This window comes from Bradyrhizobium sp. TM239, assembly GCF_036247985.1.
Taxonomy (GTDB): domain Bacteria; phylum Pseudomonadota; class Alphaproteobacteria; order Rhizobiales; family Xanthobacteraceae; genus Bradyrhizobium; species Bradyrhizobium ottawaense.
The window spans coordinates 337061-355075 of sequence record NZ_BTIR01000001.1 but is presented as its reverse complement, the minus strand read 5'-3'; the positions used below and the strand labels follow the sequence as shown (position 1 = coordinate 355075).

Here is an 18015-nt window from a genome sequence, read left to right as displayed (position 1 = left end):
TAGCCTTCCAGCTCAGCCAGCACAGATTGGTTCCGGGAGGACATCGATGTTCCGCTGCGTCTTGACTGCTGCAAGCCTTGTCCTTTTCGCCTGCAGCTCTGCGGCCTACGCGCAAAAGCAGACCATCGGCGCGCCGCCTGAAGCGTCCAACATGAAGCTCGTCGGGAGCAACGATCTCCAGGCCCGCAGCGCCTATCAGCCGACCATCCATCATCAAGGCGATCGCTGGATCGCCTATATCGGCCATCACGGCGGCACCGATGATGTGCCCGCGCCTGTCAATCCGATAACGGGCAGGGCCGAGCCGAACGGAACCTCGATCGTCGACGTCACGGACCCTGCGCGTCCAAAATATCTGCGGCATTTGCCGGGGCAGGAGGGCAGGTACGAATCCGGCGGCGCGCAGATGGTGCGGGTCTGCGACGGCAAGGTGCTGCCAAAGGGCGATCCCAACGCGGTCTACATGCTGCGAACCTTCGGCGGCGAGGCGCACGAGATCTGGAACGTCACTGACCCCGCCAGCCCGGTGCTCATCACGCGCATTGGCGGCTTGAAGTACACGCACAAGAACTGGTGGGAATGCGACACCGGCATCGCCTATCTCGTCTCGGGCGCGCCGGACTGGCGCACGCGGCGCATGACGCAGATCTACGATCTCTCCGATCCCGCGCATCCGCAGAAGATCCGCGACTTCGGTCTGCCCGGTCAGGAGCCCGGTTCGACCGGCGCGGTGCCGACCGAATTGCACGGGCCGATCTCGACCGGGCCCGATGGCAACCGCGTCTATTTCGGTTACGGCACCAACAAGGGCGGCATTCTGCAGATCGTCGATCGCGACAAGCTCCTGAACGGGGCCAAGGAGCCGACGCCGGACAACCTGCGCTATCCCGAGATTGCGCGCATGCCGATGTCCGCCTTCAACGGCGCGCACACGACGCTTCCGATGCTCGACATGCCGATCGCCGAATTCGCCGAGGACAAGGACGGCAAGACCCGCGACATCGTCATGATCGTCGACGAGGCGGTCCTGAACGAATGCGGCGAGGCGCGTCAGATGGTGTGGTTCGCCGACGTCACCACCGAGACGCGGCCGATGATGATCTCGAGCTACACCGTGCCGGAGGCGAGCGGGCAGTTCTGCCAGCGCGGCGGGCGGTTCGGCTCACACTCCTCGAACGAAAGCATGGCGCCGGTCTATTACAAGAAGATGGCCTTCATCGCCTTCTTCAATGCCGGCGTGCGCGCGCTCGACATCCGTGATCCCTATCACCCGAAGGAGGTCGGCTATTTCATCCCGTCGATCACGCAGGCAACCGACAAACGCTGCATCCCGATCGAGGGCGGCGAACGCTGCAAGGTCGCGATCCAGACCAACAATGTCGAGACCGACGACCGCGGCTACATCTACATCGTCGACCGCGCTAATACGGGCCTGCATATCCTGGAGCTGACTGGACCCGCGCGCGCGGTCGCCGGCCTGCCGAAGAACTGACGATGCGGCGCGGGGCGGTGAGGTGCGGGCATGGAACGCGAGGAGCGCATGATCTCCCCCACATTCTCTGCCGGCATCACCCGCCTTCGCGGGGGATGACACCGGTCGTTGAGCGCACACCTTGCGCTCATCTCACTTCCCTCTCCGCCCATCCCATGCATTAATGCCCCAAGCCACCCCGAGCCGAGTCCTCCCCATGATGTCCATGCAAGCCTATTTCGCCTTCGTCGCCGCCTGCATTGCGCTGGCGCTGCTGCCGGGGCCGATCGTCACCCTCGTGATCGCCAACGGCCTGCGTCACGGCACGCGTGCCGCGCTCACCAACGTGGCCGGCGCGCAAGCGGGCCTCGCCATCGTCATCGGCATCGTCGCGATCGGCCTGACCTCGCTGATGGCGACGATGGGCTACTGGTTCGACTGGGTGCGCTTTGCCGGCGCCGCCTATCTGGTCTGGCTCGGCATCAAGCTGATCTGGGCGCCGGTCGAGGGCGTCAATGTCGACGAGCCGCCGGCGCCGCCGCGCGGCGGCTTCTTCCTGCAGGGCTTTCTGGTGCTGCTGTCGAACCCGAAGGTGCTGGTGTTCTTCGGCGCCTTCATCCCGCAGTTCATGGACATGAACCAGCCGCACTTTCCGCAGGTCGCGCTTCTGGGCGCAACCTTCATGGTCACCGCCGTGGTGACCGATGCGCTCTACGCCATCGCCGCAGGCCGCGCGCGAAAATTCTTCTCGGCCCGCCGCACCCGGATGATGTCGCGCATCTCCGGCGGCTTCATGATCGGCGGCGGCATCTGGCTGGCGCTGACCAGGGCGAAATAACCTCGCTTCGGGCCCGTCCGGCTTGAACCCTTCGCGGCGGCAATGCGTCCAATCGGGCATTGCCGCTGACGAAGGATTTTTGCCGTGCCCGATCTGCCCTGGTTCGTCTATGCGATGCTGCTCGCGCCGCTCGGGCTGATATTGATCGCCGCCGCTGTGAAGACTTGGCAGGTGCGCGAGGCGCGCAACTGGCCGCAAGCGCCGGGCAAGGTCGTCACCTCGGTTGCTGAGGTGCGCGAGATCAGGGTCTCCGATAGCGACCGCGAGGACGGCTATCGCCTCGAGAAACGCAATTTTGCGAACGTGACTTACGAATATGCGGTCGGCGGCCGCAAGCTGCGATGTAACCGCATCTCGATCGGCGAGGATCTCGGCAATTTCGAGGTCGCCGAGAAGCTGGCAAAGTATCCCGCCGGCAGCATCGTCACCGTCTATTACAATCCACGCCATCCCGATCAGGCCGTGTTGGAGCGCGACCTGCCCAAGGGTCTGTGGGGCTGCCTCGGCATCGGCACGGCGATCGTGCTTGGCATCGTGTTCGGCTCGGCGTTCGGGCTCAACCAGACTTATGCATATCTCGCGCACCACATCGCCCGGCCTGATCTTGCGGGTCTCGCCGTCGGCCTCGGCGCGTTCGGCCTCGTTATCGCGCTGATGGGGTATGGGGTGCGACGCCAGGCCTCGATGGCGACACGCTGGCCGGTGGTGCGGGGCACGATCAAGCTGTCGGCACTCGAGCATTATTACGAGGCCAGCGAGCCGGGCGAGCGCCGCGGCACCGAGGTGTTCGGCAAGCGCGTGACATACACCTATCGCTATCAGAACGTCAGCTACACCAATGAATGCGCGCGCGTTGCGGCCGGGACGTCCGATGCGATGCTGAAGAAGCTCATGGCGCGCTACCAGGACGGCGCAACGGTCGAGGTGCGCGTCAATCCCGACAATCCGGCCGAGGCAACGATCGATGCAAACGGCGCCGGCCGCATCGCCTGGCTGCTGTGGGGTATCGCGGGCATTTTCGCCGCGCTGGCGCTGTTCGTCGCCACGCGCGGCGGCTAATCCGCCAACAGCTCCACTTCGATCTCGGCAAAAATCCTTGCCAGCCGCTCGGCCCATTGCTGCTGGCCCGTGTGGTCGGCAATCAGATCCTGCCGGATCTCGATGCCGGTGTTGACGAGGCCGCGCCCTTCGCCGTGGACGGGGATGGTGTAGTCGGTGAGATCGCTGACCGCATAGGGCTCGTTGTCGCCGACGACGAGGTCGCCTTGCTCGCGCAGATGCTTCAGCAGCAGGTGCGGCAGCACGGTGTCGCGGTTGTAGAGCGCGCCGATGTGCCAGGGCCGCGCGACGCCGGCGTAAACAGGCGTGAAGCTGTGCAGCGACACCAGCACCGTCGGTCGCTTGTCCTGCAGGCGGGCGTCGATCGCGGCATCGATGCGATCATGATAGGGCTCGAAGATCTCGCGCCGCCGCGCCTCGCGCTCTCCTTCCGAAATCCCCTCGTTGCGCGGGATCGCGGTCGCCTCGGAGATCACGGGGATCGAGCTCACGGCGGCAGGCGGGCGGTTGCAGTCGATCACCAGCCGCGAATAGCGCTGCGCGATCAGATGCGCATCGAGCATCTGGGCGAGCCGATCGGCGACGCCGGCAATGCCGATATCCCAGCCGATGTGCCTGACAAGCTCGCCTTCCGTGATGCCGAGATCACCGAGCGCGCGCGGCAAGATCCGTCCGTAATGATCCGAGGTGAGCAGGAAGGGCGATGTTCCTTCCGCATTCACCTCATGCACGGGCGGACTATCGCCCTCGCCGAGCAGTTGATCGGCCGTCTCGGCTATGTGCAGGTCCATCCTGATTGCCTATGAAACGATTACGTGTCTAAACGGAGTAACGATATTGCACCGATGTCGCAACGTTAGAACAGCATGACCTCCGATCGCCTTTTCGTCTACGGCACCTTGATGCGCGGCTTCGACCATCCGATGGCGCGGCTGCTTGCGGGCCACGCGGATTTCCTGGGTGAAGCGACCTGCCGCGGCCGCCTCGTCCTGGTGATGCATTATCCGGGATTGCTGCTGTCGGAGGCAGCCTCCGACATCGTTCATGGCGAGCTGTTTCACCTGCGCGTGCCCGACGAATTGCTCGGCGAGCTCGACATGTATGAAGCCTGCGGCGAGGGTTTTCCGGAGCCGACCGAATATCTGCGCCGGCTGATCGACGTGACGCTGCCTGATGGCACCACGGAGAAGGCCTGGACCTACATCTACAACTGGCCCGTCGCCGGTCTGCCGCGCATCGAGTCCGGGCGGTTTCTCGATCATTAAGCCGACAGCACTTCCTTCACCACGCGTACGTCGACCTCGCGCTCGACGTAACTCCATTCCTCTGTCTGCCTCAGCATCGCCACCAGTTCCTCGAACAGCGGGGCGTGCGCGGGAGCGAATTCGAACCAGGTCAGGAAATCGAAGGGCTCGCCGAGGTCGCGGCAGTGATAGAGCTGCCGCGCGATCGCGGGCAGGAAACGAAGGCTGCTCGCGATGTGGTGCGATTTGTCCTCGAAAATCGCCCGGCGCTCTTCCTGGGTCAGCTCCCACCAGGCCTGCGATTTGCGGATCGGGATCAGCGCCGCGCTGGTTGCTTCCACCCGGCCGAGCCCGGCCTGCACGGAAGTGAGTTGCTCCTTCTCGGGCCGCTCGGTGTAGCGCAAGCTGCTCGGGGCGCCGACCAGCCGCCACGCATTGCGCGAGGGCACCAGCGGCAATGAGACGGCCTCGCTGTCGGTCACCGACAGCGCCGGCATGAAGGGCAGGGGCTCGCCCGTCACTGATGAAATCGAGGTGACGCGCCAGCCCCCGCTGTGGCCGCCTCGAAACGTCCTGAACATGGCCTATGGAAGCGCGGAACCGGACGCGGTTCAAGCTTTCCGTCGAAACTTTCGCCTGTGAATAGCCGGGAGAAGCCACACATGCTTCGTATTTCCCGGGGCCGTCCCTATATGCCTATCCGGTTGGCCATAACGCCCGACTCAGCCCAGAAATCAGCATAATGCGCTTCACGCCCCAATTCCTCGACGAGCTTCGTGCCCGGCTTTCGGTCTCCGAAGTCGTGGGCAAGCGCGTCAAGCTGAAGAAGGCCGGGCGGGAGTGGAAGGGGCTGTCGCCGTTCCAGCAGGAGAAGACGCCGTCCTTCTACGTCAACGACCAGAAGGGTTTTTACCACGACTTCTCCTCCGGCAAGCACGGCGACATCATCAGCTTCGTGATGGAGACCGACGGCCTGCCGTTCGCGGAAGCCGTCGAGCGGCTCGCCAGCATGGCCGGCCTGGCGCTGCCGGCGGTGACGCCGGATGCGGCGCGGCAGGAGCAGCGCCGCCGTACGCTGCATGACGTCATGGATCTTGCCGCGACCTATTTCGCGGAGACGCTGGCCTCGCGCGTCGGCGCCAAGGCGCGCGGCTATCTCGCCGACCGCGCGATCTCGCCGGCGACGCAGTTGCAGTTCCGCCTCGGCTACGCCTCGCCCGATCGCTTCGCGCTGAAGGAGCATCTCGGCAAGCTCGGAATCTCCGTCGACGACATGGTCGAGACCGGCCTGCTGGTGGCCGGCAACGACATCCCCGTTCCCTACGACCGCTTCCGCGATCGCGTGATGTTTCCGATCACCGATCTGCGCGGCCGCGTCATCGCTTTCGGCGGGCGCGCGCTGGAGAAGGACGTTCCGGCAAAATACCTGAATTCGCCGGAGACGCCGCTCTTCCACAAGGGCGACAATCTCTACAACCACCAGACCGCACGCAAAGCCACCCATGACGGCAGCGCGCTGATCGTGGTCGAAGGCTATGTCGACGTCATCGCCATGGTCACCGCGGGCTTTGCGGGCGCGGTTGCGCCGCTCGGCACCGCGCTGACCGAAAGCCAGCTCGCGCTGCTCTGGAAGATGGCGGACGAGCCGATCCTCTGCTTCGACGGCGACCGCGCCGGCCAGAAGGCGGCTTATCGCGCTGCAGACCTTGCCTTGCCCTTCCTCGCACCCGGAAAGAGTCTTCGTTTCGCGCTGTTGCCGGAGGGGCAGGACCCCGACGATCTCGCGCGCTCCGGCGGTCGCGGTGCCATCGAGGAGGTCATCGCGGCGGCGAAGCCGCTTGCCGAGATGATCTGGTCGCGCGAGCTCGAAGGCGGCAATTTTGCCACCCCCGAGCGCCGCGCCGCGCTGGAGGCGCGCATCAAGGAGCTCACCAACGGCATCCGCGACGAGGTGGTGCGGCGCTATTATCGCGACGAATTCGTCGAGCGGCTGCAGCGCGCCTTTGCCCCCGAGGGTGGGCGCGGCGGCTTTGGTGGCCGGGGCAATTTCCGCCAGGGTGGCGGCGGCCGCCAATTCCAGCCCCGCGCTGCGGGAGGCGCGAATCGATTCGGTGGCCAGGGGTTCGGTGGAGGGTTCGGTGGCGGCCGCCGCGGCGCGCCCGGCCCCACCCTGTTACCCTCCGGCCCCTACCAGGCGGCGAGCCCGCAGCTGGCGGCCAGCCCGATCATGAAGGGCCAGCGCAGCGCCATCTCCCGCCGGGAGGCCCTGATCCTGCAAAGCCTGATCAACCATCCCTGGCTGCTGCACGACCACCTCGAGGAGGTCGCCGCCCTGGAGCTGGCCCATCCCGAGGCCCACAAGCTCAGGGCCGGCATCATCGCCGCCTTTGCCAACGACCACCACCACTCCCCGGACCCCGGCGAGCAGGCCGAAAAGATGCGCGGCGATCTCGCCAAGGGCGGATTTTCGCAAGTCCTTCAAAGGGTTGAGAACGGCATCACCACCGCGGCGGTGTGGGGCGCCCGCGCCGGCGCCGCCCCCGACGACGTTCTCTCCACCTGGCACCAGCTGGTTGCCTTGCATCGGCAATACCATTCACTACTTAGAGAGTTGAAGGACGCCGAGCTGGCCTTGGGGGAGGACCCCAGCGAGGCCAATTTGGCGTGGCTGCGTGACGTCAAGGCCCGTCTGGCCGAGGTCGACGGCACCGAGGCCCTGATCGAGGGTTTTGGCGAGCTGTCGGGCCGGTTCCAGAAGAGTGTGTGATGAAAGAATCATGCGGACGGCCGGAGCCGGAACCGCTAAAAGACTCGCCAAATCCAAGGTTTGGCGGCAAAAACAGGGTTAATCGAGGCTTAACGGTCTTGTAGCACTTTGGCCACCAGGCGGCCGCAGGCAGAACAGACGCGTCAGGAATGAATCCGCGCATTGCTGTTGGCACTACACCTGCATCCGCTGCGACAAAGAGGCTGACGAAGCGTTAGGCATTTCCGGCGAGAGAGAGTTGGGGGTGGCGAGAGACATGTGCGCCGCCCTTTCCGTGTCGAGAGCTGCCGAAGCGAGAGCGTCGGGCAACAGGTTCATGTGAATTCAGGCAGACGCGGCGAGCCGACTGCATTGAAGCGCGTTTAGGAGCAATGGATGGCCACCAAGGCAAAGACGCTGCAGGCGAAGGACAAGGAAAAAGACGACAAGGCAGCGGACGCGCCGGAAAAGGATTCCCAGGACGCGCCCTCGCCGTTGCTCGACCTGTCCGACGCCGCCGTAAAGAAGATGATCAAGCAGGCCAAGAAGCGCGGCTTCGTGACCTTCGATCAGCTCAACGAAGTCTTGCCGTCCGACCAGACCTCGCCCGAACAGATCGAGGACATCATGTCGATGCTCTCCGACATGGGCATCAACGTCACCGAAGCCGACGATAGCGAAGGCGAGGACGACAAGGACGAGGGCGGCGAGGACGAGACCGACAACGAGCTCGTCGAGGTCACCCAGAAGGCCGTCACCGAGGTCAAGAAGAGCGAGCCGGGCGAGCGCACCGACGATCCCGTGCGCATGTATCTGCGCGAGATGGGCACGGTCGAGCTCTTGTCCCGCGAAGGCGAAATCGCCATCGCCAAGCGCATCGAGGCCGGCCGCGAGGCGATGATCGCAGGGCTGTGCGAAAGCCCGCTGACCTTCCAGGCCATCATCATCTGGCGCGACGAGCTCAACGAAGGCAAGATCTTCCTCCGCGACATCATCGATCTCGAAGCCACCTATGCCGGTCCCGACGCCAAGGCCGGCATGAACAATGCGATGATCGCAGGTCCCACCGGCGAGAACGGTGAAGCGCCCGCCGAGGGCCAGGCCGCCGCTGCGACCGGCGCCCCCGCGCATGTCGCTCCGCCCGCCGCGCCGCCGTCGCCGACCCCGTTCCGTGCCGCACCTGCGCCGGGCGGCGCTGAGGCCGGCGAGGAGAAGGATCCGGGCGAGGCCGCGGCCGAGTCCGACATGGACGACGACGAGTTCGAGAACCAGATGTCGCTCGCGGCCATCGAGGCCGAGCTGAAGCCGAAGGTGGTCGAGATCTTCGACAAGATCGCCGACAGCTACAAGAAGCTGCGCAAGCTTCAGGAGCAGGACATCCAGAACCAGCTCCAGAACGAGTCGCTCTCGCCGCACCAGGAGCGCAAGTACAAGAAGCTGAAGGACGAGATCATCGTCGAGGTGAAGTCGCTGCGCCTCAACCAGGCGCGTATCGACTCGCTCGTCGAGCAGCTCTACGACATCAACAAGCGCCTCGTTTCGCACGAGGGCCGCCTGATGCGCCTTGCCGACAGCCACGGCGTCGCGCGCGAGGACTTTTTGCGCAACTACACCGGCTCGGAGCTCGATCCGCGCTGGCTCAACCGCGTTTCGAAGCTCTCGGCCAAGGGCTGGAAGAACTTCGTCCATCACGAGAAGGACCGCATCAAGGACCTGCGTCACGAGGTGCATCAGCTCGCCGCGTTGACCGGCCTCGAGATCGTCGAGTTCCGCAAGATCGTGCACTCCGTGCAGAAGGGCGAGCGCGAAGCACGTCAGGCGAAGAAGGAAATGGTGGAAGCCAACCTCCGTCTCGTGATCTCGATTGCGAAGAAGTACACCAACCGCGGCCTGCAGTTCCTCGACCTGATCCAGGAAGGCAACATCGGCCTGATGAAGGCGGTGGACAAGTTCGAGTACCGCCGCGGCTACAAGTTCTCGACCTACGCGACGTGGTGGATCCGGCAGGCGATCACCCGCTCGATCGCCGACCAGGCCCGCACCATCCGCATCCCCGTGCACATGATCGAGACGATCAACAAGATCGTGCGCACGTCCCGCCAGATGCTCAACGAGATCGGCCGCGAGCCGACCCCCGAAGAGCTCGCCGAGAAGCTCGGCATGCCGCTGGAGAAGGTGCGAAAAGTCCTCAAGATCGCCAAGGAGCCGCTGTCGCTGGAGACGCCCGTCGGTGACGAAGAGGATTCACACCTCGGCGATTTCATCGAGGACAAGAACGCGATCCTGCCCATCGACGCCGCGATCCAGTCCAACCTGCGCGAAACCACCACGCGCGTCCTGGCCTCGCTCACCCCGCGCGAAGAGCGCGTCCTGCGCATGCGCTTCGGCATCGGCATGAACACCGACCACACGCTGGAAGAAGTCGGCCAGCAGTTCTCGGTGACGAGAGAGCGTATTCGCCAGATCGAAGCGAAGGCGCTCCGGAAGTTGAAGCATCCGTCGCGGTCAAGGAAGCTGCGGAGCTTCTTGGATAATTGATCCGGACATTCATCAAACGAAAGCGGCGGGCCAAGGCCCGCCGTTTTTGTTTGTGTCTATCCGTTGGAGGAGTTCAGTCAGGCAAAGAGGCTCATCTGCTTCTCAATCGGCCTATACTTTCGGCGCGAGAGGCGCATCGATCTTCTTGCGCCATTGAGGTGGCAATAGAATTGGGGAGGATGAAAGTCGTCGATAGTCTCCCGAATTCTGGCGAGCGGTAAAGGTGCTTCCATTTCCATTACGTCCGCTAGAACTAAGCCATATGCGACCTTGCAGCCCTGAAAATATGTCTCGAATTCTTCGCGTGATACGCCGGTCTTTGACCCCAATTTCTTCCAGAGTTGCGATGGAGGCGCGGCCTCTATTCGGTCGAGGCGTGCATAACCCCGAATTGCCGCTGTCGGAATCGTTGCATAGATCCAAATCCGGCAACCAGGCTCTACGTTGAGCCGCCTCTTTCTTAGCTCAACGGTCTTTGTCCCACCAAAGATGCTTTCCGCGTGTCGCGGTTTCAGCGAAATCAAAATTTCGTTCGCGTCAGTCATCGGAAAATCCGGCCTGAACAATTGAAACTAACTGTTTGGCCGTTATCGGCGTCGCAGACACAAAGTTTGCTCCACTGACGCAACCTAGCTCGCGCAGTTTTTTAAATGAGACGGGTTTGTTCAGTACGAGGAGGTTGTCGAATGTTGTCGCAAGAATTCTATCGGATTTAGTCAAGGCTTCAATGTCGTCAACGACGCCACCTCGTTGAAGAAGCTCCGGTGCGTTGTTGGCGGGGATCGAAGTCACGTCCACAATCCGTCCCAAAGCAACAATCGCTCCGCGTCCCTTTCCGCCTCTTGAAGATTCGTAGAACGCGATAATCGATCCTCGAATCATAGCACGTGCAGCTCTGACTGTGTTGAAATAAGTCCGGCGAAATAAGAATTGCGCTTCCGGAACATCCAGAAACGTATACTGAGCGTCGGTGCCGAGGAGATCTGCGGCAAAGGTGGGAGTAATTGGAACGACGACCGCTTTGCGTTGAGGTAGGGCTAAGAGGGTGGGGGACAGAAGGGTTTCGAGCTCGAAAAGCCCCATCGTTCTAGGTGTGCTGTTGATTGAGACGGTTACTTCCGGTTTGTCATATCTAGGACACTTCTCTTGAAGGGTCATGCCTGAAAGGCGCTCGATGACTAATCTAGCATCGGTCCACGTCGTGTTTGTGATGGGGGTGCCTAGTGAAACTTTGAAGAGGCCTGATTGCTCATGCGCTTGCTGAAATCCCTGCCCCAGCGCGATCCTTCGTGTGATTGGCTGTGAAGATATGTCCATTAGGAGCAGGCTGCATGCTCCACTTGTCGAGCAGAGTTGCACTTGTTCTGAGATGAGGAAGTCTGCAACTGTCGATGAAAACGGATGCTCTTGATGAACGCAAACAACGCTATGGGTTGGTCGCTCCAAAGCAGGAGCTGGATCAAGGAGACTGACCGCAACCAATCCCTGATTGTCAAAAACCGCAGAACGTCGACATTTAGAAATGCTGATGTATCCCTCAGTCGAGACGCCTTCACGTTTGAGAAACGTGGTCACCTCTTCGATCGTGGGCGTCTGAATACGAAAGCCCTTCGTTGATTTGGATGGTGCGGGCGCGATCTCGTTAGGCAAGTCAAGAAGGTGGACGAATTCTGATAGGCCAATCACGTCCAAGCTGAAATTCTTCATCAAGCGGTCGCGAGCTGCCAGAACCTTCTCATCGCTTGTTATGTAACCAGATACGCCTGCCGCCACGGCATGGGCCAAATGTGCGATGTCTGACTCGTCCGTCGATTTTAGCTTGCCTGCTGCTGATCGCTCGGGGAAGACAAGGGGGGCAATGTGAGGCTTTAAGCTCTCGATTTTCGCTTTATCCTGCACGGGCAACGTGGGAATTGTTTTCGCTAGGGACAGAATCGGATCATTAGTTGGATTATTCGACTTTCGCTTGAGTTCAGCAAAAAGCTCGTGACTGGCTGCAACTCTGATCTGGTGCTTGAGCGCAGCTTCAAACACCGCAATCGCATCTTGTGAACGCGCTCGGTCCTTCACCGCATCAAAGAATACGTTGAGATCGATCGCATAGATGGGGATTTCCGGAGACCTCTTCCGTGGGAGCATCTCGACGGCTGTCGCTACCTTGGAATCTACCATGTAAGAGATTAGGCTCGGCGTATCTAGTTGAAGTATTCGCACATTGATTTTTCTGTTTCGAGTCTTGCCGCCAGCTTTCAGGCGAGAGGAAACGAAGCCGTGCTTTTCGTAGAACGAATTAGCGCCCGTCAAGTCTGTGGCAACATTCGCGACTATATTCAGATAGCCTTCATTTTCGCCTTGAGCGATAAGTGTTCTAAGTAATGTGCTTGCATGCTGGTGTCGTCTGTAGCGCGGGGCTATAGCAATTTGTCGGACACGCAGGATTGGAAAAATTCCACCGAAGAGTATGTGGCCGGCATAAGACGTTTCATCTCCGTCCTGTACGACCAAAAGTATTAGTTTACGTTGCCGAGCGGCTTCCGCATACGCGGGTTGCGGCAAGAAGCCCAGCGCATCGCGCTCACGGTCTGCTTGCGCTCTTATAAAATCCAGGAACGGAGAGATATCTGCAAAATCTCGTCGAATAAAAAAGTGCTTTGCCATAAAGGTGCTACCCTGCGTTGACGTTCCTTGTTTCCTCTCTTTTTTGTTGGATGGCAAGGAATTCCAGGCGGTTGGCTTCAGCCTCGACGTCGCGAGGGTCGACACCTATGCTTCGATGATGCCGGCCCACCTCACCGTCTACTACAACACCCGCTGCCCCGTCTGTGACGCCGGCATCGACTTGCAGCGCAACAAGCTGCTGGCGCTGGTGCGCGCGGGCACGATCGAGTTCAAGGACATCAACGAGCAGCCCGATGCGCTGGCGCACTTTGGCGCTTCGCTCGACGACATCAGGCGCCGTCTGCATGCGACCGATGAGGCCGGCCGGCTCATCGTCGGTGCGGACGTTGCGATCGCGTTGTGGAGGCTGACGCCGGGGGAGGGATGGCTTGCGGGGCTGTTCGGCAATCGCGTGGCGCTGCCGTCCACGCGGTTCTTTTATGACCGGTTTGCCGATCTGCTGTTTGCCTGGAATAAGAGGAGCGGGCGCTGGTGAGCGCCTGCTGATGTCGTCCTACTTCTTCTTCACCCCGACCCGCTCGATCCGCTTGATCTCGAGCGCCGGGCGGCCGGATTTTTCGGCGATCTCGCGGTCCTGCTCCATGATGAAGTTGCGCGCGGGTTCGTCGCCGTCGAGGCCGCCGAGCAATTCGCTAGGCACGCGGCGGTTGGAGCGCTGGGAATCGTCTTCATAGAAGACGTTGAAGAAGGCGAATTCGCCTTTGGGATTGGTTCCGGGTTTCTTGGCCATGGCCGGCTTTTCGTCGATCAGGGGGCCGCAGTCAAATAACTTCAGCACTTATCGACGTCAGCCGCGACCCCGGACGCGGCTGGGCTCGATGCGGCTGATGGATGAAATCCGGCTGCGGAGAGGGGGCCAGGCGCCGGTTGCGCCCCTGCGAGGGACCCATGTCTCAGATCATGTCTCAGATCCTGCCTCGGACCCTTGGCCTCGGACCCTTGCCTCAATAAACGGCGGGCCGAAGCCCGCCGTTTATTTCTGGTCTTCAGCGTCGCCCGGGGCTGGCGGGGCGACAACCTAAAATAGAAGGCTATAGAAAGCGCCATGCGATGGCAAGGCGAATCGTGACGGCGTTGGTGTCGCAGCCAGCGGATCAGATATGCGCTGGTTGCGACATGTGGTTTCGATCCACATCGAATTAATTGCTTGGACCGTCAAACCAATTTGTTCATCTTCCCGGCTCTCGCAACGCAGTGCGAGTGCCGTGCTGTGTCGGAAGGCGCGCCAACCTGCATGTCTTCCCGCCGGCGTGCAGACAGTGTGATCCCGCTCTGCAAAAGCGAGTTCCATCGTCGCGCTGATGTCTCAACGTGTGCGCGTGCGCTGCGCCACTTCCTGCACGGCGAGTCGCGATCCATGTCCGCCGCTCTTGCCGCTGTCCTCCTTGCGCCCCTGCGCCATGATCGCGCTGCCCATCGCGGCCGAGCCGAAGGTGATGAGGAAGGAGGCGAGCAGCAGCGCGAGCGCAATGCCGGGCGAATTGTCGGCGAAGATCAGCTCGCGCAGGTGCCCGGGGTTGAGCCAAAGCAGCCCGCCGACGAGGAGCGTCGCGGCGCAGGCGCCGATCGCGAGGTTGATGGCGAGCAGGCGGAACAGGGGGATGCGCAGGAGCACGGAAGGGGCCGGCTTGTTCTGCTGGTCGGGCATGGCTTGTTGCCTCAGACTTTGTCGCGCCCGGGAATGACGAGAGAGGATGTCTGCAGCCATCCATCTCACGCCGTCCGTGCTGCGATGTTGACCCGCATCAAACTCCGGCGCGACGTCTCACGGCGCCACCAGCTCCACGCGCCGATTGAGCGCGCGGCCGGCATCCGTCGCGTTCGGGCCGACCGGCGCGAGCAATCCGACGCCGGCGGTGCGCAGGCGTGTCGGCACGATCCGAAAGCTCTTCACCAACTCGGCGGCCACCGCCTCCGCGCGGCGCTTCGACAAATCGAGATTGTACTCAAAGGCGCCCTGGCTGTCGGTGTGGCCGACGATGAAGACGCTCAGCTGCGGCTGGCTCGCGAGCAGCTTGGCGATCTGCTCCAGCGTCGGCCGGCTTTCCGGTTTCAGCACCGCCTTGTCGGTGTCGAAATAGATGCCGTAGAGCGCGATGTGGCCGGTCTCGCCAAGACCCTTCGCCATCGCGGCGGCATCGACCATCTTGTTCGCGATGGCCCCGAGCTCGGCGATCGTGACCTGCGCGGTGATGTCCTGGTTGTTCTGGCTGACGATGACGCTGGCATAAATCTCGCGTCCGCCCTCGGCCTTGCGGCCGGCAAAATAGCGGTAGTTGAAACCGTCGACCCACATCTGCGGCACCGGCAGCGTGTCGATGCTCTCGGTGAAGGGGATGGCGCCGCAGGCGTCGGTGTCGCAGGCGAGCAAGGTCTCGAAGCCGGTCTTGGCGAGCTGCGTCTCGAAATTGCGCGACACCTCCAGGATCGAGGGACCGGGGTTGGTGCGATAGGCGATGCGGACGATGCGGCCTTCGAGCTGCCGCGCATCGGTTGGCTGGCCATCTTTGAAGGCCGCGGCCTGCATCCGCGTCGCGTCAAAATCCTTCACCACATAGCCGGTGACGACGCTGCCGGCGAACCGGCCGATACCGGGATAGTCGCGCGCGCCCGCCACGTCGCGCGTCTGTGCGGAGGCGGGGATCGCGTTCAGGACGAGCAGGGCGGCAAGGACGAGCATTCCCGGGATGGTCTGCGGAGCGGACATCGGCACTCTCTGTCGGTTGCGGGGGACGGGACGCAAGACGTTAGTCTCGCGCGCCGTCCTGCCGGTTCTAACCGACGAACCATTCCCGGTTCGAATGTCCCGGAAATCGCGCCGCCGCCTCAGGCCGCAGGTGTGGCCCGGCCGACGGCCGCACGCTCCTGCGCCGCCTGCTGCCGTTCCATCATGGTCTGCCACAGCGTTGCGATGCTCACTTGCGTCTGCGGCGCGATCAGGCAGTGGCCTTCATTGTCGAAGCCGCAGAACCGCACCGAGGGGTCCTTCTTCACCTCGATCAGCGCCTGGTTGATCATCTCCAGGCACGTCATGACCCCGCCGATGTCGGGCAGGCGGGTGTGATGCAGGATGTCCATCAGGCGGAACGTCATCACCGCGGGTTGGCCGAAGCTGATGCCGGGACGGCCGAGCTCGAGCAGCACGTTCACGGCCGGAAGCACGCCCCTGATGTGCTCGAGCACGCCGGCGACGTCCTCCACGCTGCAGGCGACGAGATGGGAGGCCTGGGGCGGGATGGTCACGGGCGCGCGCGGCGCAAGGCCGAGCGAGGTGATGACCTCCTGCTCGATCCATTGCCGCACCGCTGCGGGGGCATTGCGGATCTGCTCGGCGGTCAAGGTAATTCCGGTCATGGACGCGTCTCCTGGGCGACTCTCCTGCTCGCTGCAATCTAGGAAGCGGGACGTGAGACAGTTTGATGCGGATCAAGCCTTCTGATTCAAGTCTTGCGCTTTCAAGCCTTGAGCCTTCAAGCCTTGAGCCTTCAAGCCTTGTGCTTTCAAGCCTTGCGCTTTGACGCTCGCAGCTTTCCCGGGCATGATCCGCGCGCTGCTTCGCAGCTAGGTTTTTTCAGGGGATTGCTCCACATGTTGAGACTGCTTCTCGCCGCCGCGTCCGTCCTTTGTCTGGCCGGCGGATCGGCGCAGGCCGCGCGCTGCGGCGGCGACTTCAACAGCTTCGTCGCCAGCATGGCCCAGGAAGCGCAAGCGGCCGGCGTCTCGGCAAGCGTGACCAGCGCGGCGCTCAGCGGCGTCACTCCCGATGGCGCGGTGCTCGCCTTCGATCGGCGCCAGCGCCACACCTTCAACAAGAGCTTTGAGCAGTACGTCTCGACCCGCGTCGGCCCCGGCCGCATCAATGGCGGCCGCGCGCTGCTACAGCGCCACGCCGCGCTGCTCTCGCGCATCGAGCAGCAGTTCGGCGTGCCCCGCACTATCCTGGTCGCGATCTGGGGCTTGGAGAGCGATTTCGGCAAGGGCGACATCGGCAAGATGCCGGTGGTGCGTACGCTGGCGACGCTGGCGCATGATTGCCGCCGCACCGATCTGTTTCAGGGCGAGCTGCTCGCTGCGCTGAAGATCGTGCAGCGCGGCGACCTGCCGCTGCGCGACCTGATCGGCGCCTTTGCCGGCGAGATCGGCCAGACCCAGTTCCTGCCGTCGTCCTACATCAAATACGGCGTCGATTTCGACGGCGACGGCCATGTCGACCTCCGCCACAGCGTCCCCGACGTGCTCGCCTCGACCGCGAATCTGCTCCACACCAACGGCTTCAAGATGGGCCAGCCCTACGGCGAAGGCACCGCCAATTTCGAAGCGATGCGCGAGTGGAACAGGGCGGTGGTGTATCGCAAGACAATCGGCTATTTCGCCGACCGGCTGGCGGGGCAGTAACGACACACGCAGTCTCGTAGGGTGGGCAAAGGCGCAAAGCGCCGTGCCCACCATTTCCATCCGTCGTCGGAAGTCGTGGGCACGCTCCGCTTTGCCCACCCGACGACGGCGCAGCTTGTCGTTTGTAGGATGGGTAGAGCGCAGCGAAACCCATCGCGTACTCTCTTTGCGGAAACATGATGGGTTTCGCTGCGCTCTACCCATCCTACGAATTCACGTCCCCTTCGCCATCTTCTCCAGCCGCCGCTGCAGCGGCGCCCAATAGGTCCCCGGGCGGAAGCGCTGCAACAGGTCCATGAAGCGGGCGTCGTTGCCGATCAGGATGCGGGGCTCGTTCTTTTCGATACCCTTGATGATGCGCAGCGCGGCGTCTTTCGGCGTGGTCCTTGCCGCGTTCTCGAACCGCTCGATCGATTGCGCGCGGCGGGCATTGTCGGTGACGCCGACCCCGGTGCGGGAGTTGCGCGCGATGGCGGTGGCGACGCCGCCGGGATGCACGACCGACAGCCTGACCGGGCTGCCCGCCACCGCAAGCTCGTGCCGCACGCTCTCGGAGAAGCCGCGCACCGCGAATTTCGCCGCCGCATAGGCCGATTGCCCCGGCGGCGCGATGATGCCGAAGATCGAGGAGAGGTTGACGATATGCGCCTCGGGCCTCGTCTTCAGATGCGGCAGGAAGGCGCGCGTGCCGTGCACCACGCCCCAGAAATTGATGTCGAACAGCCAATCCATCTGCGCCTGGTCGATCTCCTCGAACGAGCCCATCAGCGCCACGCCGGCATTGTTGACGACGATGCCGAGCGCGGGATGCGCGGTGGTCGCCTCGTTCGCGAACTGCGCGATGTCGTCGGGTTCGCCGACGTCGACGCGGTGGACGCTGACCTTGCGGGCTGCCCCGATCTCGGCTGCCAGCGCCTTCAGCCCGGCCTCGTCGCGATCGGCCAGCGCAAGATCGCAGCCGCGCTGCGCAAGCTCGATGGCCAGCGCGCGGCCGATGCCGCTGGCGGCTCCCGTGATGGCGGCGGCGCCGCGAATCGCTGTCATG

17 protein-coding genes are annotated in these 18015 nt (G+C 62.9%); 8 read left to right on the top strand and 9 right to left on the bottom strand.

What is annotated here, in order from left to right:
* Positions 1-46 precede the first annotated feature (46 nt).
* The 3 genes from AABA84_RS01705 to AABA84_RS01695 all read left to right on the top strand — a co-directional run bounded on the left by AABA84_RS01705 (position 47) and on the right by AABA84_RS01695 (position 3368).
* Positions 47-1492 (top strand): LVIVD repeat-containing protein, encoded by a 1446-nt coding sequence (locus AABA84_RS01705; RefSeq protein ID WP_338311160.1) that lies wholly within the window; start codon positions 47-49, stop codon positions 1490-1492.
* 196 nt (positions 1493-1688) lie between these two features.
* On the top strand, positions 1689-2309 hold the full coding sequence (locus tag AABA84_RS01700; RefSeq protein WP_212248313.1) for a LysE family translocator: 621 nt from the start codon (positions 1689-1691) through the stop codon (positions 2307-2309).
* Positions 2310-2393: 84 nt separating this feature from the next.
* Positions 2394-3368, top strand: coding sequence for a DUF3592 domain-containing protein (locus tag AABA84_RS01695; protein WP_338311159.1), 975 nt, complete (start codon positions 2394-2396; stop codon positions 3366-3368).
* Here the strand turns inward: AABA84_RS01695 and AABA84_RS01690 are convergent.
* Positions 3365-4159, bottom strand: a complete 795-nt coding sequence (locus AABA84_RS01690; RefSeq protein ID WP_338311158.1) for an N-formylglutamate amidohydrolase — start codon at positions 4157-4159, stop codon at positions 3365-3367. The two genes, AABA84_RS01695 and AABA84_RS01690, sit on opposite strands and share 4 nt — an antisense overlap.
* Positions 4160-4234: 75 nt before the next feature.
* On the opposite strand from AABA84_RS01690, the gene AABA84_RS01685 reads away from it, so the two are divergent.
* A complete protein-coding gene (locus tag AABA84_RS01685; RefSeq protein WP_338311157.1) occupies positions 4235-4633 on the top strand; it encodes a gamma-glutamylcyclotransferase family protein in 399 nt (132 codons plus the stop codon).
* On the opposite strand, the gene AABA84_RS01680 is transcribed toward AABA84_RS01685, so the two are convergent.
* Positions 4630-5193 carry a chlorite dismutase family protein gene (locus AABA84_RS01680; RefSeq protein ID WP_338311156.1) on the bottom strand — a complete coding sequence of 188 codons (564 nt, stop codon included), beginning with the start codon at positions 5191-5193 and terminating at the stop codon, positions 4630-4632. The genes AABA84_RS01685 and AABA84_RS01680 overlap by 4 nt on opposite strands.
* A gap of 161 nt (positions 5194-5354) precedes the next feature.
* Here AABA84_RS01680 and dnaG point away from each other — a divergent pair, with 161 nt between their 5' ends.
* Positions 5355-7379, top strand: coding sequence for a DNA primase (gene dnaG, locus AABA84_RS01675; RefSeq protein ID WP_338311155.1), 2025 nt, complete (start codon positions 5355-5357; stop codon positions 7377-7379).
* Between the two features lie 375 nt (positions 7380-7754).
* Positions 7755-9896, top strand: a complete 2142-nt coding sequence (rpoD, locus tag AABA84_RS01670; protein ID WP_212248307.1) for an RNA polymerase sigma factor RpoD — start codon at positions 7755-7757, stop codon at positions 9894-9896.
* Between the two features lie 77 nt (positions 9897-9973).
* On the opposite strand, the gene AABA84_RS01665 is transcribed toward rpoD, so the two are convergent.
* Both AABA84_RS01665 and AABA84_RS01660 read right to left on the bottom strand, forming a co-directional pair.
* Entirely contained in the window at positions 9974-10441 is a 468-nt protein-coding gene (locus AABA84_RS01665; RefSeq protein ID WP_338311154.1) for a hypothetical protein, read from the bottom strand.
* Positions 10434-12554, bottom strand: coding sequence for a GNAT family N-acetyltransferase (locus AABA84_RS01660; protein ID WP_338311153.1), 2121 nt, complete (start codon positions 12552-12554; stop codon positions 10434-10436). Before AABA84_RS01660 ends, AABA84_RS01665 begins: the two co-directional genes overlap by 8 nt.
* 115 nt (positions 12555-12669) lie before the next feature.
* Here AABA84_RS01660 and AABA84_RS01655 point away from each other — a divergent pair, with 115 nt between their 5' ends.
* Positions 12670-13050 carry a thiol-disulfide oxidoreductase DCC family protein gene (locus AABA84_RS01655; RefSeq protein WP_445083397.1) on the top strand — a complete coding sequence of 127 codons (381 nt, stop codon included), beginning with the start codon at positions 12670-12672 and terminating at the stop codon, positions 13048-13050.
* Positions 13051-13068: 18 nt separating this feature from the next.
* Here AABA84_RS01655 and AABA84_RS01650 read toward each other — a convergent pair whose 3' ends face one another.
* From AABA84_RS01650 to AABA84_RS01635, 4 genes are all read right to left on the bottom strand, one after another.
* A complete protein-coding gene (locus AABA84_RS01650) occupies positions 13069-13305 on the bottom strand; it encodes a hypothetical protein (RefSeq protein WP_028140470.1) in 237 nt (78 codons plus the stop codon).
* Positions 13306-13881: 576 nt separating this feature from the next.
* Entirely contained in the window at positions 13882-14223 is a 342-nt protein-coding gene (locus AABA84_RS01645; protein ID WP_338311152.1) for a hypothetical protein, read from the bottom strand.
* Between the two features lie 117 nt (positions 14224-14340).
* On the bottom strand, positions 14341-15282 hold the full coding sequence (locus AABA84_RS01640; RefSeq protein WP_338311151.1) for an OmpA family protein: 942 nt from the start codon (positions 15280-15282) through the stop codon (positions 14341-14343).
* Between the two features lie 119 nt (positions 15283-15401).
* On the bottom strand, positions 15402-15929 hold the full coding sequence (locus AABA84_RS01635; protein WP_212248302.1) for a hypothetical protein: 528 nt from the start codon (positions 15927-15929) through the stop codon (positions 15402-15404).
* Between the two features lie 234 nt (positions 15930-16163).
* Between AABA84_RS01635 and AABA84_RS01630 the strand changes: the two genes are divergently transcribed.
* Positions 16164-16970 carry a lytic murein transglycosylase gene (locus tag AABA84_RS01630; protein ID WP_338311150.1) on the top strand — a complete coding sequence of 269 codons (807 nt, stop codon included), beginning with the start codon at positions 16164-16166 and terminating at the stop codon, positions 16968-16970.
* Between the two features lie 213 nt (positions 16971-17183).
* Here AABA84_RS01630 and AABA84_RS01625 read toward each other — a convergent pair whose 3' ends face one another.
* The gene (locus AABA84_RS01625) at positions 17184-18014 is read right to left on the bottom strand and encodes an SDR family NAD(P)-dependent oxidoreductase (RefSeq protein WP_338311148.1); all 831 of its coding nucleotides are present in this window, start codon (positions 18012-18014) and stop codon (positions 17184-17186) included.
* Between the last annotated feature and the right edge of the window lies 1 nt (position 18015).